The sequence below is a fragment of the Actinoplanes sp. OR16 genome, from assembly GCF_004001265.1.
Classification (GTDB): Bacteria; Actinomycetota; Actinomycetes; order Mycobacteriales; family Micromonosporaceae; genus Actinoplanes.
The window spans coordinates 1,222,592-1,248,959 of record NZ_AP019371.1 but is presented as its reverse complement, the minus strand read 5'-3'; the positions used below and the strand labels follow the sequence as shown (position 1 = coordinate 1,248,959).

General features: G+C 70.2%; 23 protein-coding genes and 3 tRNA genes. 16 read left to right on the top strand and 10 right to left on the bottom strand.

Going from position 1 to position 26,368, the window contains the following annotated elements; translation table 11 throughout:
- The first annotated feature begins 80 nt into the window (after positions 1 to 80).
- The 4 genes from EP757_RS05705 (at position 81) to serA (ending at position 5,188) form a co-directional block, all read left to right on the top strand.
- The gene (locus tag EP757_RS05705; protein ID WP_127543152.1) at positions 81 to 1,904 is read left to right on the top strand and encodes an acetolactate synthase large subunit; all 1,824 of its coding nucleotides are present in this window, start codon (positions 81 to 83) and stop codon (positions 1,902 to 1,904) included.
- Positions 1,904 to 2,422 carry an acetolactate synthase small subunit gene (gene ilvN / locus EP757_RS05700; protein WP_127543151.1) on the top strand — a complete coding sequence of 173 codons (519 nt, stop codon included), beginning with the start codon at positions 1,904 to 1,906 and terminating at the stop codon, positions 2,420 to 2,422. The genes EP757_RS05705 and ilvN overlap by 1 nt, the downstream gene beginning before the upstream one ends.
- 52 nt (positions 2,423 to 2,474) lie before the next feature.
- Positions 2,475 to 3,488, top strand: a complete 1,014-nt coding sequence (gene ilvC / locus EP757_RS05695; RefSeq protein ID WP_127543150.1) for a ketol-acid reductoisomerase — start codon at positions 2,475 to 2,477, stop codon at positions 3,486 to 3,488.
- 122 nt (positions 3,489 to 3,610) lie between these two features.
- Complete coding sequence (serA, locus tag EP757_RS05690) at positions 3,611 to 5,188, top strand: phosphoglycerate dehydrogenase (RefSeq protein ID WP_127543149.1); 1,578 nt, start codon at positions 3,611 to 3,613, stop codon at positions 5,186 to 5,188.
- Positions 5,189 to 5,213: 25 nt separating this feature from the next.
- On the opposite strand, the gene EP757_RS05685 is transcribed toward serA, so the two are convergent.
- On the bottom strand, positions 5,214 to 5,546 hold the full coding sequence (locus tag EP757_RS05685; protein ID WP_370457848.1) for a hypothetical protein: 333 nt from the start codon (positions 5,544 to 5,546) through the stop codon (positions 5,214 to 5,216).
- A 415-nt stretch (positions 5,547 to 5,961) separates the two neighbouring features.
- Between EP757_RS05685 and EP757_RS05680 the strand changes: the two genes are divergently transcribed.
- Both EP757_RS05680 and EP757_RS05675 read left to right on the top strand, forming a co-directional pair.
- Entirely contained in the window at positions 5,962 to 6,987 is a 1,026-nt protein-coding gene (locus tag EP757_RS05680) for a 3-isopropylmalate dehydrogenase (protein WP_174262513.1), read from the top strand.
- A gap of 160 nt (positions 6,988 to 7,147) precedes the next feature.
- Positions 7,148 to 8,245: a branched-chain amino acid aminotransferase gene (locus tag EP757_RS05675; RefSeq protein ID WP_127543146.1), complete on the top strand. Its 1,098-nt coding sequence runs from the start codon at positions 7,148 to 7,150 to the stop codon at positions 8,243 to 8,245.
- Positions 8,246 to 8,296: 51 nt separating this feature from the next.
- On the opposite strand, the gene EP757_RS05670 is transcribed toward EP757_RS05675, so the two are convergent.
- Positions 8,297 to 9,040, bottom strand: a complete 744-nt coding sequence (locus EP757_RS05670) for a tyrosine-protein phosphatase (protein WP_127543145.1) — start codon at positions 9,038 to 9,040, stop codon at positions 8,297 to 8,299.
- Between the two features lie 207 nt (positions 9,041 to 9,247).
- Between EP757_RS05670 and cimA the strand changes: the two genes are divergently transcribed.
- Positions 9,248 to 10,819, top strand: coding sequence for a citramalate synthase (gene cimA / locus EP757_RS05665; RefSeq protein ID WP_127543144.1), 1,572 nt, complete (start codon positions 9,248 to 9,250; stop codon positions 10,817 to 10,819).
- On the opposite strand, the gene EP757_RS05660 is transcribed toward cimA, so the two are convergent.
- The 4 genes from EP757_RS05660 to EP757_RS05645 all read right to left on the bottom strand — a co-directional run bounded on the left by EP757_RS05660 (position 10,797) and on the right by EP757_RS05645 (position 15,043).
- The gene (locus tag EP757_RS05660) at positions 10,797 to 11,306 is read right to left on the bottom strand and encodes a GNAT family N-acetyltransferase (protein ID WP_127543143.1); all 510 of its coding nucleotides are present in this window, start codon (positions 11,304 to 11,306) and stop codon (positions 10,797 to 10,799) included. The two genes, cimA and EP757_RS05660, sit on opposite strands and share 23 nt — an antisense overlap.
- Positions 11,303 to 12,304 carry an endonuclease/exonuclease/phosphatase family protein gene (locus EP757_RS05655; RefSeq protein ID WP_127543142.1) on the bottom strand — a complete coding sequence of 334 codons (1,002 nt, stop codon included), beginning with the start codon at positions 12,302 to 12,304 and terminating at the stop codon, positions 11,303 to 11,305. Before EP757_RS05655 ends, EP757_RS05660 begins: the two co-directional genes overlap by 4 nt.
- Positions 12,305 to 12,377: 73 nt before the next feature.
- A complete protein-coding gene (locus tag EP757_RS05650) occupies positions 12,378 to 13,700 on the bottom strand; it encodes a pitrilysin family protein (protein WP_127543141.1) in 1,323 nt (440 codons plus the stop codon).
- Complete coding sequence (locus EP757_RS05645) at positions 13,697 to 15,043, bottom strand: pitrilysin family protein (protein ID WP_127543140.1); 1,347 nt, start codon at positions 15,041 to 15,043, stop codon at positions 13,697 to 13,699. The genes EP757_RS05650 and EP757_RS05645 overlap by 4 nt, the downstream gene beginning before the upstream one ends.
- A gap of 79 nt (positions 15,044 to 15,122) precedes the next feature.
- On the opposite strand from EP757_RS05645, the gene arfB reads away from it, so the two are divergent.
- On the top strand, positions 15,123 to 15,548 hold the full coding sequence (arfB, locus tag EP757_RS05640; protein ID WP_127543139.1) for an alternative ribosome rescue aminoacyl-tRNA hydrolase ArfB: 426 nt from the start codon (positions 15,123 to 15,125) through the stop codon (positions 15,546 to 15,548).
- A 7-nt stretch (positions 15,549 to 15,555) separates the two neighbouring features.
- Here the strand turns inward: arfB and EP757_RS05635 are convergent, their stop codons facing one another.
- The gene (locus EP757_RS05635; protein WP_127543138.1) at positions 15,556 to 16,497 is read right to left on the bottom strand and encodes a 3-methyladenine DNA glycosylase; all 942 of its coding nucleotides are present in this window, start codon (positions 16,495 to 16,497) and stop codon (positions 15,556 to 15,558) included.
- Between the two features lie 133 nt (positions 16,498 to 16,630).
- Between EP757_RS05635 and EP757_RS05630 the strand changes: the two genes are divergently transcribed.
- The 8 genes from EP757_RS05630 (at position 16,631) to EP757_RS05595 (ending at position 21,479) form a co-directional block, all read left to right on the top strand.
- Complete coding sequence (locus EP757_RS05630; protein WP_127543137.1) at positions 16,631 to 17,494, top strand: ABC transporter ATP-binding protein; 864 nt, start codon at positions 16,631 to 16,633, stop codon at positions 17,492 to 17,494.
- Positions 17,494 to 18,333 carry an ABC transporter permease gene (locus EP757_RS05625; protein ID WP_127543136.1) on the top strand — a complete coding sequence of 280 codons (840 nt, stop codon included), beginning with the start codon at positions 17,494 to 17,496 and terminating at the stop codon, positions 18,331 to 18,333. The genes EP757_RS05630 and EP757_RS05625 overlap by 1 nt, the downstream gene beginning before the upstream one ends.
- A 7-nt stretch (positions 18,334 to 18,340) precedes the next feature.
- On the top strand, positions 18,341 to 18,568 hold the full coding sequence (locus tag EP757_RS05620; protein WP_127543135.1) for a helix-turn-helix transcriptional regulator: 228 nt from the start codon (positions 18,341 to 18,343) through the stop codon (positions 18,566 to 18,568).
- Between the two features lie 39 nt (positions 18,569 to 18,607).
- Positions 18,608 to 19,402: a fumarylacetoacetate hydrolase family protein gene (locus EP757_RS05615; protein WP_127543134.1), complete on the top strand. Its 795-nt coding sequence runs from the start codon at positions 18,608 to 18,610 to the stop codon at positions 19,400 to 19,402.
- A 40-nt stretch (positions 19,403 to 19,442) separates the two neighbouring features.
- The gene (locus tag EP757_RS05610) at positions 19,443 to 20,246 is read left to right on the top strand and encodes an SDR family oxidoreductase (RefSeq protein WP_127543133.1); all 804 of its coding nucleotides are present in this window, start codon (positions 19,443 to 19,445) and stop codon (positions 20,244 to 20,246) included.
- 63 nt (positions 20,247 to 20,309) lie between these two features.
- Positions 20,310 to 20,381: transfer RNA gene (locus EP757_RS05605), tRNA-Gln, on the top strand.
- Between the two features lie 65 nt (positions 20,382 to 20,446).
- Positions 20,447 to 20,519: transfer RNA gene (locus tag EP757_RS05600), tRNA-Glu, on the top strand.
- Between the two features lie 887 nt (positions 20,520 to 21,406).
- Positions 21,407 to 21,479 (top strand) — tRNA-Glu (locus tag EP757_RS05595).
- 468 nt (positions 21,480 to 21,947) lie between these two features.
- Here EP757_RS05595 and EP757_RS05590 read toward each other — a convergent pair.
- The 3 genes from EP757_RS05590 to EP757_RS05580 all read right to left on the bottom strand — a co-directional run bounded on the left by EP757_RS05590 (position 21,948) and on the right by EP757_RS05580 (position 26,344).
- Positions 21,948 to 22,694 (bottom strand): MBL fold metallo-hydrolase, encoded by a 747-nt coding sequence (locus EP757_RS05590; RefSeq protein ID WP_127543132.1) that lies wholly within the window; start codon positions 22,692 to 22,694, stop codon positions 21,948 to 21,950.
- Entirely contained in the window at positions 22,691 to 23,479 is a 789-nt protein-coding gene (locus EP757_RS05585; protein ID WP_127543131.1) for an alpha/beta hydrolase, read from the bottom strand. The genes EP757_RS05590 and EP757_RS05585 overlap by 4 nt, the downstream gene beginning before the upstream one ends.
- 87 nt (positions 23,480 to 23,566) lie before the next feature.
- A complete protein-coding gene (locus tag EP757_RS05580) occupies positions 23,567 to 26,344 on the bottom strand; it encodes an AAA family ATPase (RefSeq protein WP_127543130.1) in 2,778 nt (925 codons plus the stop codon).
- Between the last annotated feature and the right edge of the window lie 24 nt (positions 26,345 to 26,368).

The window sequence follows — 26,368 nt, the reverse complement described above, 5'->3', positions numbered from 1 at the left end:
AGGAGAGTGCGCTAGGTCCCGTGCATTGCACGTGGACCTTTTTTGTTGCTCAAAAGACGCCATCGAAGAGAAGGTCAGCCATGACGAGACCCACTCCCGAAACGCTCGCCCACCGAGTCAACCCGGCCACTGTGGCGGCGGCCGCGAACAACACCGCCGTCGCTCCGGTAGCCACCACCGGCGCCGGCGCGCTCGTCCGGTCGCTCGAGGCGCTCGGGGTCGAGGTCGCGTTCGGCATTCCGGGCGGGGCGATCCTCCCGGCGTACGACCCGCTGTTCGACTCCAAGGTCCGGCACATCCTGGTCCGGCACGAGCAGGGCGCCGGCCATGCCGCGACCGGTTACGCCCAGGCCACCGGCAAGGTCGGCGTCTGCATCGCGACCAGCGGCCCGGGCGCCACGAACCTGGTCACGCCGATCGCCGACGCGTACATGGACTCGGTCCCGATCGTCGCGATCACCGGGCAGGTCGGCCGGTCGTTCATCGGCACCGACGCCTTCCAGGAGGCGGACATCCAGGGCATCACCCTGCCGATCACCAAGCACAACTTCCTGGTCCAGACCCCGGAGGAGCTGCCCCGGATCCTGGCCGAGGCGTTCCACCTGGCGGCCACCGGCCGGCCCGGCCCGGTTCTCGTCGACATCCCGAAGGACGTGCTGCAGGCGCAGACCACGTTCCAGTGGCCGCCGACGCTGGACCTGCCCGGCTACCGCCCGACCCTGCACCCGCACGGTAAGCAGATCCGCGAGGCGGCCCGGCTGATCGCCGCGGCCAAGCGCCCGGTCCTCTACGTCGGCGGCGGCGTGCACAAGGCCGGCGCGACCGAGGGCCTGCGCAAGCTGGCCGAACTCACCGGCATCCCGGTGATCACCACGCTGATGGGCATCGGCGCGTTCCCCGACTCGCACCCGCAGCACCTGGGCATGCCCGGCATGCACGGCACCGTCCCGGCGGTCTACGCGCTGCAGCGCTCCGACCTGCTGGTCACGCTCGGCGCCCGGTTCGACGACCGGGTCACCGGCAAGCTCGACTCGTTCGCCCCGGACGCCAAGGTGGTCCACGCCGACATCGACCCGGCGGAGATCGGCAAGAACCGGCACGCCGACGTCCCGATCGTCGGCGACGCCCGGCACGTGATCGACGAGCTGATCGCGGCGGTCTCGGCGAACGCCGGCGGCACCGCTCAGTACGAGGCGTGGTGGAAGACGCTCAACGACATCCGCGAGCGCTACCCGCTGGGCTACGAGGAGCCGACCGACGGCAGCCTCTCCCCGCAGTACGTGATCGAGCGGATCGGCCAGCTGGTCGGCCCGGACGCGATCTACGTCGCGGGCGTGGGCCAGCACCAGATGTGGGCGTCCCAGTTCATCAAGTACGAGAAGCCGGGCACCTGGCTGAACTCCGGCGGCGCCGGCACGATGGGCTACGCCGTCCCGGCCGCGATGGGCGCGAAGGTGGCCCAGCCCGGCACCCAGGTCTGGGCGATCGACGGCGACGGCTGCTTCCAGATGACGAACCAGGAGCTCGCCACCTGTGCCCTGGAAGGCATCCCGATCAAGGTCGCCATCATCAACAACGGCAACCTGGGCATGGTCCGGCAGTGGCAGACCCTGTTCTACGAGGGCCGCTACTCCAACACCGTGCTGGGCACCCACAAGCACCGGATCCCGGACTTCGTGAAGCTGGCCGAGGCGCTCGGCTGCATCGGCCTGCGCTGCGAGTCGAAGGACGACGTCGACAAGGTCATCAAGCAGGCCATGGAGATCAACGACGCTCCGGTGGTCATCGACTTCACGGTCGGCGAGGACGCCATGGTCTGGCCCATGGTCGCCGCCGGCACCAGCAACGACGAGATCATGTTCGCCCGGGACGTGCGTCCCACGTTCGACGAGGACGACCTCTGATGACCAACAAGCACACGCTGTCCGTGCTGGTCGAGAACAAGCCCGGTGTGCTCGCCCGGGTGAGCGGCCTGTTCTCCCGCCGGAGCTTCAACATCGATTCCCTTGCGGTCGGCGAGACGGAGAACCCGGACGTCAGCCGCATCACGATCGTCGTCAACGCGGACTCGTCCCCGTTGGAACAGGTCACCAAGCAGCTCAACAAGCTGGTCAACGTCCTGAAGATCGTGGAGCTGGACCCGGCCCAGTCGGTCCAGCGTGAGCTCCTCCTGGTCAAGGTGCGTGCCGATCGGGCGCAGCGCAGCCAGGTGCTCGAGACCGTCGAGTTGTTCCGGGCGCGAGTGATCGACGTCGCTCCGGACACCCTGACGATCGAGGCCACCGGTAATCCCGACAAACTGGATGCGTTACTGCGCGACCTCGAGCCGTACGGCATCAAGGAGATGGTCCAGTCGGGCCTCGTGGCCATCGGCCGCGGATCCCGCTCCATCACCACCGGCCCGGCCCTCCGCGCCGCCTGACCTGCCTCGCGCCGGTCGATCAGAAGAAGCCAGAAGAGAGAAGAAGGAACTCATGACCGCCGAAGTTTTCTACGACGACGACGCCGACCTGTCGATCATCCAGGGCAAGAAGGTCGCCGTGATCGGCTACGGCAGCCAGGGCCACGCGCACTCGCTGTCGCTGCGTGACTCGGGCGTCGACGTGGTGGTCGGCCTGCAGGAGGGTTCGAAGAGCCGTCCCAAGGCCGAGGAGCAGGGCCTCACGGTGAAGACCCCGGCCGAGGCGTCCGCCTGGGCTGACGTGATCATGGTGCTGGCGCCGGACACCGCGCAGCGCAAGATCTACGCCGAGTCGATCGCCCCGAACCTGACCGCCGGCAAGGCGCTCTTCTTCGGCCACGGCCTCAACATCCGCTTCGAACTGATCAAGCCGCCGGCGGACGTCACCGTCGCGATGGTCGCCCCGAAGGGCCCGGGCCACCTGGTCCGCCGCCAGTACGTGGACGGCAAGGGCGTTCCGGCCCTGGTCGCCGTCGAGCAGGACCCGGCCGGCGACGGCCTCGCGCTCGCCCTGTCGTACGCGAAGGCGATCGGCGGCACCCGCGCCGGCGTCATCAAGACCACGTTCAAGGAAGAGACCGAGACCGACCTCTTCGGCGAGCAGGCCGTCCTCTGCGGCGGCACCGCGGCGTTGGTGCAGACCGGTTTCGAGGTGCTCACCGAGGCCGGCTACGCCCCGGAGATCGCGTACTTCGAGTGCCTCCACGAGCTCAAGCTCATCGTCGACCTGATGTACGAGGGCGGCATCTCCCGGATGCGGTACAGCGTCTCGGACACCGCCGAGTTCGGTGACTACGTCTCCGGCCCGCGCGTCATCAACGCGGACACCAAGAAGGAGATGAAGGCGATCCTCGCCGACATCCAGTCCGGCGAGTTCACCCGCCACCTGATCGCCGACGACGAGGCCGGCGGCCCGGAGCTCAAGAAGTACCGCGAGCAGGGCGCCCAGCACCCGATCGAGGTCACCGGCGCGAAGCTGCGCGGCATGATGAGCTGGGTGGACCGGCCCATCACCGAGACCGCCTGATCCATCTCTTCTGACGAAATGCCCGGCCGTGCCACGGCCGGGCATTTCTCGTGAGTGAACTGAACTCAGGGATGGCCCCCGTTCGTACCATCCGGCATCGTCAATGCCTGGATGGAGGAACCATGACTTCCGTAGTCCTGGTAACCGAGGAACTGGCACAGCCCGCGATCGATCTGCTCGCCGAGGACTTCGAGGTCCGGCGGGCGGACGGCGCCGACCGGCCCGCACTGCTGGACGCCCTGCCATCGGCCGACGCGGTGATCATTCGCAGCGCGACCCGTCTCGACGTCGAAGCGCTCTCCGCCGCGACCCGGTTACGGGTCGTGGCCCGGGCCGGCGTCGGACTGGACAACGTCGACGTCCCGGCCGCGACAGCCCGCGGCGTCCTCGTGGTGAACGCGCCGACCAGCAACATCGTCTCGGCGGCCGAGCAGGCGGTGGCCCTGCTCCTCGCGGTCTCCCGGCACACCGCCGCCGCGAGCGCCACCCTTCGCGCGGGCACGTGGCGCCGATCCGCCTTCACCGGCGTCGAGGTGCACGGCAAGACCGTGGGGGTGGTCGGGCTCGGCCGGATCGGCGTCCTCTTCGCGCAGCGCATGGCCGCTTTCGGGGTACGCCTGATCGCCTACGACCCGTACGTCCAGCCGGCTCGGGCCGCCCAGCTGGGAGTCCACCTCGTGTCACTCGACGACCTGCTGCGAGAGAGCGACTTCATCTCGGTGCACCTTCCTCGTACCCCGGAGACGTTGGGGTTGATCGGAGAGAAGGAACTCGCCGTGGTCAAACCGGGCGTGCGCATCGTGAACGCCGCCCGGGGCGGGCTGGTCGACGAACGCGCGCTGGCGGACGCGATCGCCGAGGGCCGGGTGGCGGGCGCCGGACTGGACGTCTTCGAGACCGAGCCGATCACCGAGTCGCCGCTCTTCGCCTTCGACAACGTCGTGGTCACCCCGCATCTGGGCGCCTCCACCGTGGAAGCGCAGGACAAGGCGGGCCTGGCGGTGGCCCGCAGCGTACGCCTGGCCCTGCGCGGCGAATTCGTCCCGGACGCCGTGAACGTCCGCGCGGGCGGCGCCGTCGACGAGGACGTCCGCCCGCTGCTGCCGCTCGCCGAACGCCTCGGCCGCGTCTTCACCGCGCTGGCCGGGGGAGTGGCCGCCCGGATGACCGTCGAAGTGCACGGCGCCGTGGTCCAGCACGACGTCTCGGTCCTGGAACTGGCCGCCATGAAAGGCCTGTTCGCCCCGGTCGTCGAGGAAGCCGTCACCTATGTGAACGCCCCGCACGTGGCCGCCGACCGCGGCGTCGAAGTCTCGCTGTCGACCTCCGAGGGCGAGGAGACCACACTGATCACCGTGCGCGGCGCGATGCCCGACGGCGGCACCCTCGAGGTGGGCGGCGCGTACGCGGGCTCCCCGAAACTGGTCTCGGTCGACGGTTTCGAGCTGGACCTGACCCCCGAAGGAGTGGTCCTCCTCTTCCGCTACCGGGACCGCCCCGGTGTAGTCGGCACGATCGGGACCACGCTGGGCCGGGCCGGTGTGAACATCGCGGCGATGCAGGTGGCCCGCCGCCGCGCGGGAGGCGAGGCGCTGATGGCGCTCACCGTCGACTCCCCGGTGGCGACGGACCTGCTTGCCGAGGTCGCCGCCGAGATCGGCTCCACCAGGGCGGCGGTGGTCGACCTCCGCGCCGACTAGACCCCGGCCGCCGGGATCGGGCCGGTCAGACGCGGGCCGGAGGTGGGTAGACCGTGCCGTCCTGGAGGTCGAGCAGGTCCAGGTTCAGTTCGCCGGCCAGGCGTTCGATCGTTTCCAGGACCACGTCGGGGCAGTTCTCGTCGAGGCGCATCTGGATGTGGTCGGCGGCGGCGTGCAGTGGCGCGCTGGCCCACGGTGAGCCGGGTGCTGTGGCGCGTGGGCCGCGGTCCGGGTATGTGCTGGTCAGGGCGTCGTAGAAGGCGACGACGCGGGGGTCGGCGGGCCGCTGCGGGTGGTCGCCGCGGGCGCACCGCTCGTTCGCGTCGCGGACGGCTTCGGGGGCCGCCGACGGGGCCATGGCCCACACCACTAGGTCGAAACTCACCGGCGCATGGTGCCACCACCGGAGGCCGGTTGGTCCGAAACCGTGGCCCGACACGCGGGGGTGCTTCTTGCGCGTGTTTGGTCCGCATCGCTAGCGTTGTCCCTGCCGCACGATCCGGGTGGACCTGTCTTCGGGTGACGTCGTCCATCGCAGGGTCGTGGTGTGTAGCCGGCGGGACCGAACCACGTGTACTCGTCGCAACAGCCCCCGTGCCGTTTGCCGCGGCCACGGGGGCTGTTCGCTTCCAAGATCCACGAGCCGGCCAAAGATCCGAGATCCAGGAGCTGCCGCGTACGACGTCCAAAAGCTGAGACTGCCGTTCCGGCAAGCGGGACAGCGAGCTACGGTGTCCCTGGTTACTCGAAACGTAGGGGAGTTTGACGTGAGCGTGGCGCGGATCGCGGTGGTGGCCGGTGACGGCATCGGGACCGAGGTGACCGCCGAGGCTCGCAAGGTGATCGACGCCGTCCTCCCCGGCGTGGAGTACAACGAGTACGACCTCGGGGCGCGCCTCTACAACCGCACCGGTGAGGTCCTGCCGCAGTCGACCCAGGACGAGCTGGCCGGCCACGACGCCATCCTGCTCGGCGCGATCGGCGACCCGAGCGTCCCGCCGGGCATCCTCGAGCGCGGCCTGCTGCTGAAGCTCCGGTTCGACTTCGACCAGTACGTGAACCTCCGCCCCTCGAAGCTGTGGCCCGGCACCACCAGCCCGCTGGCCGGCGTGAAGCCCGGCGAGATCGACATGGTCGTGGTCCGCGAGGGCACCGAGGGTCTCTACGTCGGCGCCGGCGGCGTCCTGCACAAGGACACTCCTGCCGAGATCGCCACCGAGGAGAGCCTGAACACCCGGCACGGCGTGGAGCGGGTCGTCCGTGACGCGTTCGCCCGCGCGCAGCGCCGCGAGCGCCGCCACCTCACGCTGGTGCACAAGACCAACGTGCTGACGAAGGCCGGCAGCCTCTGGGCGCGCACGTTCGCCGCCGTCGCCGCGGAGTACCCCGAGGTCACCACGGAGTACCAGCACATCGACGCCGCCAGCATGTTCATGGTGTCGAACCCGCAGCGCTACGACGTGGTCGTGACCGACAACCTCTTCGGTGACATCCTCACCGACATCGCCGCTGCCGTGACCGGCGGTATCGGCATGGCAGCCAGCGGTTCGGTGAACCCGGAGCGCACGTACCCGTCGACCTTCGAGCCGGTGCACGGCTCCGCCCCGGACATCGCCGGCAAGGGCATCGCCGACCCGGCAGCCGCCATCCTGTCCGGCGCGCTGCTGCTGGAGCACCTGGGCCGCCACGACGAGGCACGCCGAGTAACCGAGGCGGTCGCGGCTCATGTCGCGTCCCGGACCCCGGGCGCGACGCTGCGTACCGCCGAAGTCGGCGACCTCGTCGCAGCCGCGGTCTGACGAAAGCGGCTGACTGAGAGCCCGGCGACGCCCCGAGGGCGACCGGGCTGAATGCCCCGTGCGGTCATTGTGTTAACGACCGTTCGGGGTAAGTTTCATGCGCGGCACTACGGGTGCCCGCATGCCTCGATCTTTTCTGCGAGAAAGCAGGTCTTCCGTCATGAGTGGTGGTGACAACCTCGAATTCGAGATCCGTCCGAACCCGGCACCCGTAGGCGACGCCGACCGCGCCGCCCTGCTGGCCAACCCCGGCTTCGGCCGTATCTTCACCGATCACATGGTCACGGTCCGTTACGCGGACGGCAAGGGGTGGTACGAACCCCGTGTCGAGGCCCGGGCGCCGATCCCGATGGACCCGGCCAGCGCGGTGCTGCACTACGCCCAGGAGATCTTCGAGGGTCTGAAGGCGTACACGCTGCCGGACGGCGGCGTCGCGATGTTCCGCCCGGACGCGAACGCGAACCGGTTCAACCAGTCCGCTCAGCGGATGGCGATGCCGGCCCTGCCGGTGGAGACGTTCCTCCAGTCGCTGCACGAGATCATCAAGATCGACCAGAGCTGGATCCCGCAGATCGAGGACGGCAGCCTCTACCTGCGCCCGTTCGCCTACGCGAGCGAGGTCTTCCTCGGTGTGCGGCCCGCGACGGAGTACCTCTACCTGGTGATCGCGTCGCCGGTCGGGTCGTACTTCTCCGGTGGCGTCAAGCCGGTGAACCTCTGGGTCACGCCGGACTTCACCCGGGCGGCTCCGGGCGGCACCGGCGCGGCCAAGTGCGGCGGCAACTACGCGGCGGGGCTGTCGGCGCAGGCCGAGGCCGCCGAGCACGGCTGCGACCAGGTGGTCTACCTGGACGCGGTGGAGCGGAAATACATCGACGAGCTGGGCGGCATGAACGTCTTCCTGGTTCTCGACGACGGCACGCTGGTGACGCCGCCGCTGACCGGGACGATCCTGCCGGGCATCACCCGCGACTCGGTGATCAAGCTGGCGCAGCGGGACGGCCGCCGGGTCGAGGAGCGGCAGATCAGCCTGGACGAGTGGCGTGAGGGGACCGCGTCCGGCCGGGTGCGGGAGGCCTTCGCCTGCGGCACTGCTGCCGTGATCACCCCGATCGGGGTGGTGCGCAGCGAGAGCGGCGAGTTCACCAACGGCGACGGCGGTCCGGGTGAGGTCACCATGGCCATCCGCAAGCAGCTCGTCGACATCCAGCGGGGCCTTGCCGAGGATCCGTTCGGCTGGGTCCACCGGGTCGTTTAGAAGACCTCGATTCCTTGTACGGGAGGAGCTCCTCCCGTACAAGGAATGGTCTCAAGCCTCTAAGAGGTGTGTCCTCATCGCCTCGATCTCGGCGGCGGTGAGCCCGATCTCCAGCGCGTACTTCTCGACCGTTCCGTGGATCGCGCGCAGGTCGGCCAGAAACATCATCATCGCTTCGGGCGGTGAGTCGAACATGTGCTCGTTGCCGAGGACCGCCTCGGGGTTGGACCGCAGCAGGTACTCGGTGAGCGGGCGCATCGCCTCGGTCGTCAGGGCGTAGTCCGCGGCGATCTCCTCATCGCCGACGCCGAGCAGCGAGAGGGTCAGCGCGCAGACGGTGCCGGTGCGATCCTTTCCGGCCATGCAGTGCACCACGACGGGACCGGCGCCGGGGTCGGCGATGATCCGCAGCGAGTCGGCGAGCGCCTCGTGACCGTCCTCGGCGAAGTTCAGGTAGCGGTCGGCGAGCCACCGCTCGTGCAGCACGTCGTCGGGGTGCTCGACCTGCTCCCAGTCCACGTGCCGCAGAACCAGGTTGCGGTAGTCGACGCCGTGCTCGTCGGCGACCCGGCCGAACTTCTCCACCTCGAAGGGCCGGCGCAGGTCGATCACCGTCTTGACGCCGAGCTCGGCGAACGCCACGGCGTCCTGCTCGTCGAGCCGGTGCAGGGAGTCGGCGCGGAACAGCCGCCGCCAGCGGACCGTCCGTCCACCGAGGCCGGTGTAGCCACCCACGTCGCGGAAGTTGTAGGCCTTGGCGAAGGGCAGGTTTCGTGAGAACGATTCAGCCACCACGGAACCAACTTAGTCTCGAAAAGTGGAACGGCGCTTCCCGCGAACCCGGTTAGTGGCATGCTTCATCTCGTGACCCACTCCGTGCTGATTATTCGCACCCAGCGCGCCGGCAGTTGCTGACACAGCACTGAGCCGACGCGCAGACCTCCCGCATCCGCGGGGGGTCTTTTTGTTGTGGTGGGTGACTACCCGGAAAGGACTTCCCCGATGGACTACCAGGTGTTCGACACGACGCTGCGCGACGGCGGCCAGCGCGAGGGAATCAGCTACACGGTCGCCGACAAGCTCGCTGTCGCGCGTCTGCTCGACGAGTTCGGCGTCGGTTTCATCGAGGGTGGCTGGCCGGGTGCGATGCCCAAGGACACCGAGTTCTTCGAGCGGGCCAAGACCGAGCTGGAGCTGAAGCACGCGGTGCTCGTCGCGTTCGGCTCGACCCGCAAGGCGGGCGTCGACGTGGCCGAGGATCCGCAGGTCAAGGCGCTGCTGGACGCCGAGACCCCGGTCGTCTGCGTGGTGGCGAAGTCCGACATCCGGCACGTCGAGCGGGCGCTGCGCACCACCGGCGACGAGAACCTGAACATGGTCCGGGACACCGTGCGGCACCTGGTCGCCAACGGCCGGCGGGCGTTCGTGGACTGCGAGCACTTCTTCGACGGCTTCCGTTACGACCCGGCGTACACCGCCTCCGTGGTCAAGGCCGCTTTCGAGGCCGGCGCCGAGCGGGTCGTCATGTGCGACACCAACGGCGGCATGCTCCCGTCGATGATCACCGCGGCGGTCGCTTCCGTTGTGGAACTCGCCGGGGTCCCCGCGGACAAGCTGGGCATCCACTGCCAGAACGACACCTCCTGCGCCGTCGCGAACACCGTCGCGGCCGTCGAGGCGGGGGTGAAGCACTTTCAGTGCACGGCTAACGGCTACGGCGAGCGGCCCGGCAACGCCGACCTCTTCGCCGTGGTCAGCAACCTGCAACTCAAGCTCGGGCTGAAGGTCCTACCGGACGGATGCCTGGAGAAGGCGACGCGGGTCTCCACCGCGCTCGCCGAGATCGCCAACATCGCCCCCGACACCCACCAGGCCTACGTCGGGGCTGCCGCATTCGCTCACAAGGCGGGGCTGCACGCGAGCGCGATCAAGGTGGATCCGCTGCTGTACAACCACGTCGACCCGTCGGTTGTCGGCAACGACATGCGGATCCTGGTGACGGAGATGGCCGGCCGGGCCAGCATCGAGCTCAAGAGCGCCGAACTCGGGCTGGACCTGGCCGGCCACCCGGAGACGACCACCGCCGTGACGAACAAGGTCAAGGAGCTGGAGGCCGGCGGCTGGTCGTTCGAGGCCGCCGACGCGTCGTTCGAGCTGCTGGTCCGCAGCGAGCTGCCGGGCGCCGAGGTGCCCAAGCCGTTCGACCTGGAGAGCTACCGGGTCCTGGTCGAGCACCGCGAGGACGGCAAGGTGATCTCCGAGGCGACCGTGAAGGTGCGCGTCGACGGTGAGCGGATCATCGCGACCGCCGAGGGGAACGGCCCGGTCAACGCGCTCGACGAGGCGTTGCGTACCGCCCTCTCCAACAACTACCCGCAGCTCAAGACGTTCGAGCTGACCGACTTCAAGGTGCGGATCCTGGAGGGCAGCCACGGCACCAACGCGATCACCCGGGTGCTGCTGGAGACCAGCGACAGCCGCGGCGAGTGGACCACGGTGGGCGTGCACGAGAACATCGTCGACGCGTCGTGGACCGCGCTGGTGGACGCCCTCACCTACGGTCTGGCTCGTTGAGCCGCTGGAACAGATAGTGGTCCTGCCACCGGCCGGCGATCCTGAGGTATCGAGGCGCCAGGCCGAACCGGGTGAAGCCGTTGCGTTCGAGAACCCGCTGCGACCGTACGTTGTGGGTGAGCGTGCCGGCTTCCACCCGGTGCAGGCCGTGCTCGCCGAACGCCTTCTCGACCACCGCGGCGACGGCGGCGCTCGCCAGGCCCCGACCGGCGGCACTCTCGGCCACCCAGTACCCGAGGCTCGCCGAGAGGAACGGCCCGCGAACGATGTTGTTGAGGTTGATCCGGCCGACGATCTCCCGGTCCTGGACGATCGCGTAGGGGATCGAGGTGCCGGCCCGCAGCAGGTCAGTGATGATCTGCCGCTGGCCGTCCTCGGTGTAGTAGCTCTCGTCCCGGATCGGATCCCACGGGGCGAGGTAGTCGCGGTTCTCGGTGAGCAGCGCCGCCAGTTCGGCGGCGTCGCCGGCGGTGACCGGCCTGATCATTCGTTCTCCGGGATCGTCAGGGTCGCCATCACGGCGCGGTGGTCGGATCCGGTCACGCCGTGCACCTCGACGTCACGGATGCCGATGCGCTCGTCAGCCAGGACATGATCGATGGTGACAGGCGGGATCGGGTCGCCGTCGTAGGGTCCCCAGGTGCCGATCCAGCCCTTGCCGGTGGTGTCCGCCGCGTCCCGGTAACCGGATTTGATCAGATCGCGCAGCAGTTTGTGGTCGAGCGTCGAGTTGAAGTCGCCGAGCAGGATCCGGGGCGTGCCGCCCGGGTCGGCCTGCGGCTGCCCGGCCAGATCGGACCGCCAGCCGTCGAAGCTCTCCGGAACGGCCGGGGCCAGCGGATGAGCGGACTCTGTTCGGATCGGCGTCGCGCCGGGCACCTGCACGGTGGCGTAGGCCTGGAGGAATCCGCCCTCGGTCCGCGATGAGCCGGGGTCGGCGATCGGGAAGCGGGAGTAGAGGCCGGATCCGCTCGCGCCCGCTTCGGCGTCGACTGACCGGTAGGGCAGCAGGTCGGCCAGGCCGGCCGCTCCGAGAGCCTGGGTCGCGGGCACGGTGAGCTCCTGGACGGCCAGGATCGCCACGTCGTTCTCCCGGACCAGGCGGACGACCGAGGCCGGGTCCGCGCCACCGAACAGCAGGTTCGCGGTCATCACGGTGATCTCGACTCCACTGCCGGGCCCGCGGTCGAGATTGGGCAGGGCTCGCGGGACCACGCCCATGGCGAGACCGAAAGCGGTCAGCACCGCCACGGCGGCGGCGCCCCACCGGCGGGCGGCCAGCGCGATCAGGGCGGGGAGGACCGACCAGGCGGCGACGTACGGGGTGAACGCGATCAGCTGGATGAACCGATCGCGTTCGAGACCGAAGCCACGGATGACGAACCAGATCGCGGCCGGCACGACGAGCAGCCAGATCAGCAGGGTTCGGGTGAGCCGGCGGCGATGGGCCGGGCGCGTCGCGATGGGCGCGTCGGTGATCGTCATGGCGAGACCGTAACCGGGATCTCCGACGGGTGTCTCCCGGGGCCGCACTTCTTGGCACGGCCCCGGGAGACGCTCACTTCTCGAACTGCTTCAGATCCTCGCCGATCTTCTCGCCGTCACCCTCGACGACCAGGGTGAGGCCGTCCACCGACAGGTGCCGGGCGGCAGCCGCGGAGACCTGCTCGACGGTGGCCTCGAGGTATTCGCGGCGCAGCGTCTCGTAGTAGTCGTCCGGCAGGCCGTGCACGACCAGCGAGGAGAGCGCCCCGGCGATCGCGCCCGGGGTCTGCATCTCGACGGAGAGCTGGCCGGCCCGCCACGTACGCGCCACCTCCAGCTCCGCCTCGGTGACACCCTCCTGCTGGGTCCGGCGGATCTCGCCGAGCGTGTCGGCGACGGCCGGGCCGGTGACGGCGGTCTGCACCCCGGCGGCCACCTCGAACCGGCCGGCCCGGCGGGTCATCGCGTACGACCCGCGGATGCCGTAGGTGTACCCCTTCACCTCGCGGATCAGGTGGTTCAGCCGGGAGGTGAACGCACCGCCCAGCACCGTCGCGGCGAGCGTCATCGCCACGTAGTCGGGGGTGGCCCGCTCGGGCGCGCGGTGGCCGATACGCAGCGTCGACTGCACCGAGCCGGGCCGGTCCACCAGGATGGTCCGGCCACGTTCCGGCACCGGGACGCCGAGCGGCCCCTCGGCGGCGAGCGGGTCGCCGGAGGTGCCGTCGAACGCGGCGGCGGCGAGCGCGTCCAGGTCGAGCGCGTCCAGGTCGCCGGCGACCAGCAGCACGCCGGGTCGCAGCATCCACGCCTCGTGGAAGGCGAGCACGTCCTCCACGGTCACCGCGGCGACGCTGGCGGGATCGCCGTGCAACGGCCGGGAGTAGCGGCCGTCCGCGGCGAACAGCTCTCCGCGCAGCGCCGCGTCGGCACGGGGACCGGGCTGGGCCCAGTCCATCCGCAGGGCGGTCACCTCGTCGTCGCGCACCCGGGTGACGTCCGCCGGGTTGAGCTTCGGCGTGCGGGCGGCCTCGGCGGCCAGCCGCACCGCGCCGGCCAGCATCGGCGCGGGCGCCGAGACGCCGATCCGGAACGCGTCCCAGTCGACCGACGGCGAGAGCTCCGCGCCCAGGCCTTCCAGAGCCAGCGCGTACGCCGCCGAGTCCCGCTTCCTCGTGCCCTCTTCGAGCGACTTCGCGAGCACCGTGGCCGTGCCCTCGCGTCCCTCCGGCTCACGGGCCGCCGAGGCGTCGAGGAGCAGGACCGCGCTCGCCAGGATCTGACCGGGCAGGTGAGCGGCGATGACCGTTCCACCGCCCTTCTGGATCCGGCGGACGGCGGGGAACGCGTACGGCCGGGCCGCGCCGGCGCCGGGGCGTTCGGTGATGAGCGTCATGCGTCCTTCTCCTCGGCCGGGTCATTGCTTTCGGGCAGGTAGCGCAGCGTGACCCGGGACTCGGGACGCAGGGTCTCGGCGGCGGCGTTCGCGATGTCCTCGGCGGTCACGGCCAGCCAGCGGGAGAGCCGGTCGGCGGCGGTGGCCGGGTCGCCGAACTGGGTCGCGTACCGCCCCAGGGTGTCGGCGCGGCCGCCGACCGTGGAGACCTGACGCCACCAGGCCGTGGTGAGCAGCGCCTTCGCCCGGTTCAGCTCCTCGTCGGTGACCGGCTCGTCGATCAGGCTCTGGAGCACGTCGGCAAGGCCGGCCTCCAGCGTCTCCAGCGGGACGCCGTCCTTCGCGGTGGCCGTGATGATCAGCGGCGCGGGGGCGTGCGCCAGGTCGACGCCGTACGACCCGATGTAGTCCGGCTGGGCGATCCGGGCGCCGTCGGCGAGCCGCTGGTAGAGCCGGCTGCCACGGCCGCTGCCCAGCACCGTCGCCAGCACGGTGACCGCGTCGTAGCCGGGGCTGCCGAACGGGTACGTCCGGTAGGACAGGTAGACCCGGGGCGCCGGGACCTCGGCCGTGACGGTCTCCTCGGCGGGCTCCGTGGCCGGGCCGGGCAGGCTGCCGTCCGGGGCCGCCGGGATGTCCGGGACCGCGGCGATGCCGCCGAAGTACTTCTCGGCGAGCGCGAACACCTCGGCCGGCGTGGTGTCGCCGACCACCGTGAGCACGCAGTTGTTCGGCGCGTAATACTGCTGGTGGAACGCCTGGAACGTCTCCAGCGCCGCCGCGTTCAGGTCCTCCATCGACCCGATCGTGGCGTGGTGGTACGGGTGGCCCTGCGGGTAGAGCAGTGGCAGCAGGCGCAGCCAGGCGTCGCCGTACGGAACGTTCTCGTACCGCTGGCGGCGCTCGTTCTTCACCACCTCGCGCTGGTTGTCGAGGGTCTCCTGGGTGAGCGCCGGGACCAGGCCGCCCATCCGGTCCGCTTCCAGCCAGAGAGCCAGTTCGAGGTGCTCGGAGGGCATCGTCTCGAAGTAGTTCGTCCGGTCCGGGTTGGTGGTCGCATTCAGTGAGCCGCCGTTGCCCTGCACGAGCTTCATGTGCTCGGTCTTCTTCACGTGCTGCGAACCCTCGAACATGAGGTGCTCGAAGAGGTGCGCGAACCCGGTCTGACCTGGCGGTTCGTGGCGGGACCCGACGTCGTACCAGAGATTGACGCAGACGACCGGTGCGGTCCGGTCCTCGCTGACGACGACCCGGAGACCGTTGGAGAGCCGGGTTGTTTCGATGGGCCACGGGTACCCGGTCGTGGCGACCGGTGCGGTTGGTGACGTCACCCCACCTATCATGCACTGCCCGCCGCCCGGTTGCGGTCGGCCCATCGATAACCGAATAGCGCATGATCGCGGTCGGTGCGATGCTGGGTGCGTGCCGGAGGACGTACGTGTGAACGACCGCCTGACCATCCCGGCGGCCGAGCTCTCGTGGCGTTTCTCCCGAGCGAGCGGCCCCGGTGGTCAGGGCGTCAACACCACTGATTCACGAGTCGAGCTGTCCTGGGACGTGCTCGGCTCCGACCTGCTGCCCCCGTTCCTGAAGGAGCGTGCCGCCGAACGCCTCGGCACCCGCCTGGTCCAGGGTGTGCTCACGATCACCGCGTCGGAGCACCGCTCCCAGCTGCGCAACCGGGAGGCAGCCGCGGCCCGGCTCGCCGCCCTGATCGGCGGAGCTGTCGCCGCTCCGCCCCAGCAGCGGCGCGCGACGAAGCCGTCCCGAGGGTCGGTGGAGCGCCGGATCGCGGAGAAGAAGCGCCGGAGTCAGACGAAGCAGAACCGCCGTTCCACCTCTGATTGACCCTTCGTCACCTCTGATTGAACGGCGCTACCGCTTCCCTGTTCTGGGCTGACGCGTCGGGGCCGAGCAGTTCCTCGCAGACCCTGATCAGGCGAGCGCGCAGACCGGCCGCCCGGCGGGCCAGTTCGCGCTGGCGGGCGACGTACTCCGCCTTGCCCTCCGGGGTCTCGATCTTGACGGGCGGATGGCCGTAGGAGGCCAGATCGTACGGACTGGCCTGCATGTCCAGCAGCCGGATCTCGCCGGCCAGGGCGAAGCAGTCCAGGGCGAGCGCTCCCGGCACGGCGGGACCGAGCTTCTGCGCCCACTTGTGCACGTCCATCGCGGCGTGCAGGCAGCCCGGCTGGTCCAGGTCGACCTGGGTGGCGCGGGTCGGCTGGAGCCGGTTGAGCCCGACCGCCTCCGGCGTGAAGAACCGGAACGCGTCGAAGTGCGTGCAGCGGATCGAGTGCCCCTCCACCACCTTGTCGGTCTCGGCCTGGCCGAGACGCAGCGGCAGTTCGTGCCGGTGGTCGGGATCGCGGTAGACCATCGCCCACTCGTGCAGCCCGAAGCAGCCGGAGAAGACCGGCCGGGACGCGGTCGCGGTGAGCAGGCCGTGGATGTAGCGGATGCTCTCGCCGCGGGCCTGCAGGAAGGCGTCGTGGTCGAGCGCCACCACACCGTCCGGATGGGTGACGTAGAACTTCCACCCCGCGTGCTCGGCCACGCCGCCGGGCGCCGGGGAGAGACCCGCGCCGACGCCCGGGTGCCAGCGGCGCAGCAGGGACGGGCGGGTGTTGTAGTAGTCGTAGAGGAAGTCTTCTATGGCGTGTTTCTCGCCTGCTGAACGGCGGGCACGGTGGCCCGCGGTCATCTGGTCGGCGCGCTCGGCATGCGCTCGGGCGAGGGGAATCCAGGCGACCGAGGGCAGCGTGGTGGTGAGTGCCCTCACCTGCTTGATCCCCATCGCACCAATGTATATAGCCAAGGCGATCAACACGATCACCGTTTGGCGCGAATGAGTTCCGCCACGCCAGCCGGTGAAGCATCCTTGCTCAGGTATGTAGTACATCTACTACATAGTTGATAGTGTGCTGGACATGACGGCTGTCATCGAGGCTCGTGACCTCCGGATGAGTTATGGACCCAAGGAGGTCCTGACGGGTGTCGACTTCGCCGCTGAGCGCGGCGAGGTGCTCGTCCTGCTGGGGCCGAACGGCGCCGGCAAATCCACCACGATCGAGATCCTCGAGGGTTTCCGGAAGCGGTCGGCCGGCCACGTGCGGGTGCTGGGCGCCGATCCGGAGCGCGGCGACGAGAGCTGGCGGGCCCGGCTCGGCGTGGTTCTCCAGTCCTGGCGCGACCACGGCAAGTGGCGGGTCCGCGAGCTGTTGCGGCACCTCGGCGCCTACTACGAGGGCTACCAGCGACCGTGGCGTGTGGAGGAACTCCTCGACGTGGTGGGCCTCACCGCCGCGGCGGACACCAAGATCGCCCGGCTCTCCGGTGGGCAGCGCCGCCGGCTCGACGTCGCGATCGGCATCGTCGGCCGTCCGGAGCTGCTCTTCCTCGACGAGCCGACGGTCGGCTTCGACCCGGAGGCCCGGCGCGAGTTCCACGATCTGGTGCACCGGCTCACCGATGTGGAGGACACCACGGTGCTGCTGACCACCCACGATCTGGACGAGGCGGAGAAACTCGCCGACCGGATCCTCATCCTGGCCGGCGGCCGGATCGTGGCGGGCGGCTCGGCCGACGAGCTGGCCCGGGAGGTGGCCGGCGAGACCGAGGTCCGCTGGACGCAGGACGGCCGCCGGTTCGTGCACTCGGCGGCGGACGCCACCGGGTTCGTCAGGGAGCTGTTCCGCCAGCACGGCGAGGCGATCGGCGAGCTCGAAGTGCGCCCGAGCAGCCTCGAGGAGACGTACATGAAGCTGGTCCGCGACGCGGAGGGGAGCGCGTGATGACCCGGGTGATTCGGCTCGGCCTGGCCCGGGGCGGCGTCGAGCTGCGGCAGACGATGACGAACGGGCAGGACGTTTTCGGCTATGTCCTGCCGGCCGTGCTGCTGCTCGGCACGCTCGTGCTGATGCGCGGCTCGACTGTGCCCGGCACCGGCATCGCCCTCGGCGCGCATACCTTCGTCAGCTCGCTCGGCATGCTCATCGCGATCGCCGGCGTGATGACCATGGCGCAGTACCTCGCGATGGACCGCGAGGACGGCACCCTGCTGCGGGCGAAGGCCACCCCGGACGGCATGACCGGATACCTGATCGGCAAGAGTGTGCTGGTCGCCGGGGTCAGCGTGATCAGCTGCCTGGTGGTGCTGCCCGGGGCTCTCCTCGTCGACTCCCTCTCACTGGACGCGGCGGGGATGCTCCTGCTGTTCGTGCTCATACCCCTCGCGCTGCTGGCGACCATGCCGTTCGGGGCGATGCTCGGAGCGCTCTTCGACAACGTACGAACGTTGTCGCTCTTGATGTTGCCGATCTTCGGTCTGGTCGGGATCTCCGGCATCTTCTATCCGATCACCGCACTGCCCGGCTGGCTTCAGGGCGTCGCGCAGTTGTTCCCGATGTATTGGCTAGGGTTGGGCCTGCGCTCGGCGCTGCTGCCCGACTCCCTGGTGGTCGCGGAGCTCGGCGGCTCCTGGCGGCACCTCCAGACGTTCCTCATGCTGGGGATCTGGTCGGTGGCCGGGCTGGCGCTCGCACCCGGGGTCCTGCGGCGGATGGCGCGCCGGGAGTCCGGGTCCGCCGTCGCGGCCCGTCGTGAGCGGGCGATGACGCGGATGGGCGTTTGAGGGAGCGATGGGCAGCGAGGTCACGTTCAACCGGATCGCGATGCTGCGGGCCGAGCGGGGGATCACGCGGCGGCAGCTCGCCGACGCGCTCGGGGTTCACTATCAAACGGTCGGCTATCTGGAACGCGGCGAGTTCAGCCCGAGCCTGCACCTGGCGCTGCGGATCTCCGAATACTTCGCGGTGCCGATCGAGGTGGTCTTCTCGCTGCAACCGTTCCCCCGGCTGGGAGCGTAGATTTCGAGGGAAATCTGTGTTCCTAGAGATGGGGTTACCGTGCGTTTCGCCCGCTTTGTTCATGCCGGTGGAGTTTCGTTCGGCGTCGTCGAGGGCGATGGTTCCTCGGGCCTTACGGTGGCCGAGATCGACGCGACACCGTTCCAGGAGGTGCGCTTCACCGGCCAGCGCTGGGCGCTCCCGGACGTGCGGCTGCTGGCGCCGATCTTCCCGACCAAGGTGATCGGGATCGGCCGCAACTACGCCGACCACGCGGCCGAGATGGGCAACGAGGTTCCCAAGGAGCCGCTCATCTTCATCAAGCCGAACACCTCGGTGATCGGCCCGAACGACGCCATCCGGATCCCGAGCGTCACCGAGCGGGTCGAGGAGGAGGCCGAGCTGGCCGTCGTGATCGGTGTCTCCGGCGCCCGCCGCGTCGACCGGGCCGGTGCCCAGAAGGCGATCTTCGGCTACACCGTCGGCAACGACGTGACCGCTCGTGACCTGCAGCGCAAGGACCCGCAGTGGACCCGAGCCAAGGGCTTCGACTCGTTCTGCCCGATCGGCCCGTGGATCGTCACCGACCTCGACGTGAGCGACGTCGAGGTGCGTTGCGAGGTCGGCCGTGACCCGCAGAACATGGAGGTCCGCCAGATCGGCCGGACCAAGGACATGGTCTTCGACATCCCGAGCCTGATCTCGTACGTGTCGCACGTCATGACGCTGCTGCCGGGCGACATCATCCTGACCGGCACGCCGGCCGGCGTCAGCCAGATCGTCCCGGGCGACACCGTGTCGGTGAGCGTCCAGGGCATCGGAGAGCTGCGCAACCCGGTCGTCGCACTCGACTGAGGGCTGTCCTGATCCTCATTCTCCGTATAGCGTACGGAGAATGAGGATCCTGGTCACCGGCGCCACCGGCAACGTGGGCCGCATGGTCGTCGACGAGTTGCTCGCCCGTGGCGCCACCGACGTCCGCGCCCTCACCGTCGACCCGTCCCGTGCCGCCCTGCCGCCATCGGTGGAGGTGGCACGCGGTTTCGTCGGCCGGCCCTCGTCCATGCCCGCCGCCCTGGCCGGCGTCGACCGGCTCTACCTCGCCCCGCACCCGGCGACCGCTCCCGAGGTGTGCCGGATGGCAGCGGAGGCCGGCGTACGCCTGATCGTCGACATGGCCGGGCCGAAAGGCGAACACTGGCAGGCCGTCGAGGACGCCGTGGAGGCGTGCGGGGTGCCGTGGGTGCACCTGGAACCCGGCGAGTTCACGGCGAACGCGGAGATCTGGGCGCCGCAGATCCGCGCCGGCGACGTCGTGCAGGACGCCTGGGGTGCGGCGGCGAACGCGCCGGTCGCCCAGGAGGACATCGCCGCGGTCGCCGCGCACGTGCTGCTCGCCGACGGGTTCGAAGGCAGCTCCCTGGAGCTGACCGGCCCCGCGTCGCTCACCCGGCGCGAGAAGGTCGCCGCGATCGGGCGGGCGCTGGGCCGCGATCTCACATATGTCGAGCTGCGGGGCGAGGAAGCTCGCTCGTTGTTCCGCTCGATCATGGGTCCGCACGGTGACTGGTACCTGGACGGGCTCGCGCAGCTGGCCTCGCGTCCGCAGCCTGCGGTGTCCACGGTCTTCGATCTCCTGGGGCGGCCGGCGCTCGGTTACGAGGAGTGGGCGCGCCGTCACGCGGATCTATTTCGGTAACCCGATTTGGCGGGCCGGGTGGGCTCGGGTAAAGTTCTCCACGGCTCGGCAAGCCGGGCCAAATGGGGTATGGGGTAATTGGCAGCCCGACTGATTCTGGTTCAGTTAGTCTAGGTTCGAGTCCTGGTACCCCAGCGCTGCTCCTCCCGCGAGGGAGGGGAGCGCTGGATCTGCGAAGGTTCAGCAGAGTCGGAAGTTCTGGTCCCGTCGTCTAGCGGCCTAGGACGCCGCCCTCTCAAGGCGGTAGCGAGGGTTCGAATCCCTTCGGGACTACAGAGTGATAACGGCCCGCGTCGTCAGACGCGGGCCGTTCTGCATTGCCGCCATCCCGCGCCGTGCTGCTTGCGCTTCTTCGCCCGCGTCTGCCTTTCGACCTGCCCCGCGCCGTGTTGGCTGCGCTTCTTCGCTCGCGTCTGCCTTTCGGCCCGCCCCGCGCCGGCCTTCCTGCGCTTCTTCGCCTGCGTCTGCCTTTCGGCCCGCCCGCGCCTGAATTCCTGCGGATCTTGAGTGATGTTGCACGTCGGGTGGTGCAGGTTCGCTCAAGATCTGGGGTGTCGTCGTCGTGGTGCCGTCGTTGGCGCATCGTGTCGGGTGATGCTGTGTCGTCGCCGGGCTCGGTCGGTCCTGTGCCGTCTCGAGTGTGGGCGATTCGGTGCGCTGTCCTCTGTTGGCCGATCTTGGGTGATGTTGCACGTCGGGTGGTGCAGGTTCGCTCAAGATCTGGGGTGTCATCGTCGCGGTGCCGCCGTTGGCTCATCGCGTCGGGTGATGCTGCGTCGTCCCAGGCTCAGTCGATACTGCGCCACCCCGCGCACGGGCGATCCTGCGCCACCCCGCGCACGGGCGATCCTGCGCCACCCCGCGCACGGGCGATCCGCGCGCCGTCCTCCACTCGCCGATCTTGGACGATTCTGCACATCGGATGGTGTGAAGTCGCTCAAGATCCGGGGGTGGCCGCCGCCAGTCATGTCACAGCGCTCGCCGCGAGCCGCTCTCCACTCACCGCTCTCGAACGACCCCGCCACTGCCCCACCCCCAGATCGTGGGCGTTCCCGCACACCCCGCCATACGAGATCGGGCAGGCGGCGGCCGATTTCTAATGGGAGCAGGGATGCTGATAGAGTTCAGCCCGCCGCAAGGGGAAGTCACCGAGCGGCAAGGGTCCCGTCGTCTAGCGGCCTAGGACGCCGCCCTCTCAAGGCGGTAGCGAGGGTTCGAATCCCTTCGGGACTACAGCAAGTGAACGGCCCGCATCGCAGCTGATGCGGGCCGTTCTGCTTGCCGGAGACGAGCGTGGCCGGGCGGCCCGGGCCGGTGACGACGGGGCTATGAGTGACGTCACCGTGCGGCGGATCGACTACGGCTGGTCAGTCCGGCCGGCGAGTGAGACCGGCACCGGCACCCCGCGTACCGAGCCCGTGCCGGTCAGCCCCAAGCCAACGGACCCGGCGCGGCTTTCTGATCGACCATCCGGCGTGCCGGCTCCTCGTGCACACCGGCATCGGCGGCCATCCCGATCTCGACGCCCACCACCGGCCCCACCGAACCACCCTGGAGGCGGCGCTCAAGGCCCAGGGCATACGTCGTGAACTGCCACCTCACTGTTTCGCGAGTCCCGAGCCGACCGGGAGGCCGGTGTCCACGCAGCGAACCGTGTCGGCCACGGCTCACACGTCGCCGGAGCTGCTGGAGAACGGCCGCCTAAACGGTCTGCGGGACTCCCGGCGTCAACCACGTCAACGTCGACGGCGGGAAGGCCGCCTCCGCTTCCGCCCGGCCCTCCTGGAAGTGCGACCACCCCTCGTAGTGCACCGGCACCACCCGTCGCGGGCGGACCAGGGAGATCAGGCGGGCGGCGTCGCGGCCGTTCATCGTGTACTTGATCGGGCCGGTCAGGCCGAACTGCACCTTGCCGAGGTGGATGATCGCCGTGTCGACGGTCAGCCGGGAGGCGACCTCGCGTACGCCGCCGAAGAAGACGGTGTCCCCGGTGATCCACAGCACCGAGGAGGCGCCGGCGGGGCGCAGCGCGAACCCGATCGCGTCGCCGACGAGCGCCCGGCTCAGCGGTGGGCCGTGCCGTGCCGGTGTGGCGATGATCTCGAGGTCGCCGACGGTGGTGCTGCCCCAGGGGACGAGTCCCACCGCGTTGCCGCCGAGACGCCCCGCCCCGCTGGCCGTGGTGACGACGACCGGCGCCGACGGCAGCAGTGCCCGCCCGGCGTCGTCCAGGTTGTCGGCGTGGTGGTCGTGGGTGAGCAGCACCGCGTCGATCCGGCCGAGTTCGTCCGGTCGCAGCGCCGGCCCGGCGACTTTCACCGACGACGTGCCGAGGCCGAACGCGTACCGCCGGCCGGGCTCGTCGAACGTCGGGTCGGTGAGCAGCCGCATCCCGCCGAGTTCGATCAGCGTGGTCGGGCCGCCGATGTGAGTGATCCGGGGGTTCACGACGCGTGCCGCAGTGCCCAGTCGAGCACCTCGTCGGCGATCCGCTCCCAGCCCTTCTGTGCGGGCAGGAGATGGGCGTAGCCCTCGTACTCGCGGATCTCGGTGACGGTGTTCGACTTGTAGTGCTTGTGGTTGGAGCGCTGGACCTCGGGCGGCATGATGTGGTCCTCGGACCCGGAGACGAAGAGCAGCGGCGCCCGCTGATCGTTGTGGTAGTCGACCCAGGTGTCCTGGTGGCCGGGCTGGAAGTTGGCGAGCACGCTGCCCCAGAGGATGCCGCCGTTGGCCGGGATGGCGTACCGCTCGTACAGGTAGCGGGACTCCTCCTCGGTGAACGTGTTGGTGAAGGCGTACGTCCACTGCTCGAAGGTCAGCGGCACCGCCTTGTGCCGGTTCGCCGGGCTCTTCAGCACCGGGAACGTGGACTTCACCTGGGACAGCGGCACGACCCGGACGCCTTCGGTCGGCGCCGAGTTCATGGCCACACCGGCCGCGCCGAAGCCGTGGTCGAGCAGGACCTGGGTGAATGCGCCGCCCGCCGAGTGCCCGATGATGATCGGCGCCTCGGGCAGCTCCTTGATCGCCTGCTCGTACCGGGCGATGATCTGCGGCACGGTCACCTCGACGATCGGTGTCGGGTCGGCGTTGAGCGCCTCCACCTCGACCTCGAAGCCCGGGTAGCCCGGCGCGATCACCTGGTGTCCCTTTGCCTCGTAGTGCGCGATCCAGTTCTCCCAGCTGCGCGGTGTCACCCAGAAGCCGTGGACAAGAACGATCGGTTTCACTGTTACCCCCTGATAGAACCTCTTCCGATCCTCATGGGAGCGATCCCGGCGCGAATCACGTGCGATGCGTAGTCACGGTTGCGAAGCTCAGTCCTTCAACACGGCACGCAGCTGCCGCCGGGACGAGACGCCGAGTTTCCGGAAGACCTTCCGCAGGTGGTAGTCGACGGTGCTGGCGCTCAGGAAGAGATGCGCGGCGATCTCACCGTTGGTGGCCCCGGCGCGGGCCAGGTGGGCCACGGCGGCCTCCTGCGGGGTCAAGGCCGTTTCGTCATTCATCGGTACGACGGCCGTCACGCTCTCACCGAGTGCCGCCAATTCACGGCGCGTCCGTTCGACGAACGCGCCGGCCCGCACTTCTTCGAACATCGCCAGCGCGCCGGTGAGCTGGTCCCGCGCGTCCCGCCGGCGGCGACGGCGGCGCAGCCATTCCCCGTAGAGCAGCCGGGCCCGGGCCAGGTCGCCGTGCGACGCGGTGGCGCCGAGCAGCGTGATCGCATCCCGGTAGTGCTGCTCGGCCTGGTCCGGCCCGGCCAGCAGAGCCGTGGAGCGTTCCAGGACGCCGAGGGCCAGGGGAGTGCCGCTGCTGCGGGCCGCGAGCGTGAGATCGGCGTGTGCCAGCTCGGCGACCGGTCGTTCTCCGGAGCGCAGCGCGGCTTCGACGAGATCCGGGAGGGCGTACGCGTACCGGCGCGGCCGTCCCAGCTCCACGATCCGCAGAACCAGCTCGCGGGCGGCCGGGTAGTCGCCGCTCGCCAGTTCCAGGATGGCCATGGCCTGCACGGTGACCGAGTGCATGCCGCCGAGGTTCAGCATCTCGAAGACGCCCAGCGCGTGCGGGACGGTCTCCCGGAATCCGTCCGGCGCCCGCCAGGCGACCAGTTCGGGGTGCCGCCACACCTGTTCCTGGTCGGCGGTCTGCCCGATGGACCGGCGGATCCGCTGGCCACTGGCGTCGTGCCGGTCGGCGCGGTCGAGCCGGCCCAGGGTGGCCTCGGTCATCGCGCCGACGAAGTGCACCAGGTCCAGCGCGTGCAGCGCCCCGGTGCGCCGGGCCGCAGCCTCCGCCCGGTCGAGCAGGACCAGTTTGGCCGCCTCGTCCCAGAGCAGGTTGCTGTAGTTGATGCCGACCACGAATCGCCGCAGCAGGACCTCGTCGGGCACCGCCGGGTCGGCGATCGCGGCGACCGCCCGCCGCAGCAGGGGAGCACCGGTCTCGTAGCCGTCCAGGATGAACGCCGCGTACCCGGCGAGGAGCAGCCCGTCCAGCCCGTCCGGGTCGGTGCCGGCCAGTCGCGCCGCCTCGGCCGCCACCACCGTTTCCGCGACCCCGCCCAGGTGTTCCGCCCCGATCGCGTGGTCGACGGCCTGGACGGCGGCCCGCCGCGCCCGCGCGTGGTCGTCACCGAACGCGGCGGCGGCTTCGAGGCAGAGGCCGGGGGCGTCCCGCAGCCCGGTCGGCGCCCCGGTGTTCACCGTCGCGAGTGCCCGGGTGAGCAGCGCCGAGCCGAGGACCGGGCCGGCCAGCTGCTCCCCTTCGACGACGTCGAGCAGGGAGAGCGCGCGGGCCGGCGCGCCCGCGGCCATGGCGGCGGCAGCGGCCTCGACCTGGCGTCCGGCGCGGACGGCCGGATCGGGGGTGAGTTCGGCGGCCCGGTTCAGGAAGGTGACCCGGGCGGTGTATCCGCCGCGGGCGCCCGCACGGCCGGCTCGGCGTTCCAGTTCGGCGGCGACGTCCTCGTCCGGCGCCGCGGTCGCCGACGCGAGGTGCCACGCGCGGCGGTCGGCCTCGGCCGGGTCGGTGGTCGCGGCGGCCAGCGCGGCGTGCACGGCCCGGCGCTGGGCCGGCGGGGCGTCGCCGTAGATCGCGGATCGGACGAGCGGGTGCCGGAAGGTGATCGGCGGTGAACCGTCCACGAGCCGGTCGGTCTCGGCCGGCCCGGCGTCCTCCGGCCGGGTGGCGAGCAGCCGGGCCGCGGCCAGCAGATGTTCGGCACGGCCGCCCGCGCCGGCCGCCGCGAGCAGCAGCCAGAGCCGGGTGACCGGGGGATATCCGCGGACCCGTGCCGAGTAGTGGCTCTCCAGCCGGCTGCCGATCGGCGCCGGCTCGGGCAGTGGGGCCGCGCCGCGCCACTGGTCGGCGGTGAGTTCCCGGCCCAGGTCGGTGAGGGCGAGCGGGTTGCCGCCGGTGGTCTCCGCGATGTGCTCGGCCAGGCCGAGGTCGAGGTCGGTGCTGACCACGTCGGAGAGCAGCGCCAGCGCGGCATCCCGGGGGAGTCCGCCCACCTCCAGCACCGGCACCCCGGCGAACAGTCCCGGGTCGTCCTCGGTGGTGCGCATGCCGAAGAGCATGACCACCCCCTCGGCGTGCAGGCGGCGGGCCACGAAGGCGAGGGCCCGGGCCGACTCCCGGTCGAGCCACTGCACGTCGTCGGCGACGCAGAGCCGCGGTCGCCGATGGCCCGCGTCCGTGACCGTGGAGATCTCCGACGAGGCGAGCAGGGTCAGCGCGGCGAGGCTGACCAGGTAGAGGTCGGCGGGCGGTCCCTCGGCGAGGCCGCAGGCGACTTCGAGGGCGGCGCGCTGGCCGGCCGGGAGCCGCCGGCGGTGCGCAAGCAGGGGGAGGAGAAGCCGGTGGAGTCCGGCGTACGGGAAATCGGCCTCCGCCTCGACGCCGCTGACCAGCAGGGCATCCGGGGACCTGCTCACCGCGTACCGGAGAAGTGCGGTCTTGCCGACGCCCGCCTCGCCGCGCAGCACCAAGGCCGCGCTCCGCCCGGATCGCGCCTCAGTGAGGAGCGCGTCGAGCGTGGAGCACTCCGATTCGCGCCCGAAAAGCCGATCATCCCGCCCGAAGAGCCGCACGGCGGCAGCCTAACGGGCGGGATC